Annotated in this window: 1 protein-coding gene; it reads left to right on the forward strand. The window is 34.2% G+C overall.

Annotated features, from left to right (window positions below):
* Nucleotides 1-217 (forward strand): hypothetical protein (locus H8S65_RS20970; protein ID WP_222616330.1); only part of this gene is annotated, 217 nt, incomplete at its 5' end.
* Nucleotides 218-839: the final 622 nt, after the last annotated feature.

The raw sequence follows: 839 nt of genomic DNA on the forward strand, positions 1-839 counted from the left end.
AATGATTTTGTCCATATTTTTTGTTTGCACTTATAATATAGACTTTTATTTTTTAAGCTGTGCTCTTTTATTAATCAAATACACTAAAAGCAGCCATACAGCAAATGTGAACAAGACCCATTTGAAAAATATGGGGTATAAAATCAAATTTCATGCGCTACTGTTTCGATTTGGACCAACGGGTATTTTGGAAAACCGTACAATAAGTCAGGAATAACAATAAGGTTGTTTTTGATAAAAACAGAACAGTTAAAAGCTGATTTGTGATTCACACCTTCCGGCGGATGAAGTGGAAATAGAAAAAGTCCAGATTATCTGTTCTTGTTAAAGAGAAACAGAAAGTCTGGACTTTTATGATAATTATGTAACCTCACGGTTATATTAATTAGGTTTGCTTGCAGAATTAAGGGATTCGTGCAAACAGAGTATAGGGTAAAATTTCACAAATTGTATTGTGTTATTTCTTGCTACAAAGTTACATTATCAATTGCTTTTTTGTGCGTGGTAAAAATGTCATACGGGTACTGTATTCGTATCATTCGTAATATCGTAAAGTGCTTATAATCAGGCTAAATACTTATTAACGATTGCGTTTGTATCATATTGGTTGGTATTCCTATCACGGAGAATCGCATATTTATAAAAAAGCGGCGCACACTCGGAACAATCCGAATGTGCGCCTATTGCATATAAAAAATTGAGGGTCGAATTATCCGACTGTAACGTACTGAACAACAGTACCCCAGTCTGAAACGCTAATATTGATATTGTTGCGGGAAAGATCAAAAACGATATTCGTTTGTTCTCCTTCGTTTGCAGCCACGTTTTCTGAATTTTTG

This window comes from Parabacteroides hominis, from assembly GCF_014287585.1.
GTDB lineage: Bacteria > Bacteroidota > Bacteroidia > Bacteroidales > Tannerellaceae > Parabacteroides > Parabacteroides hominis.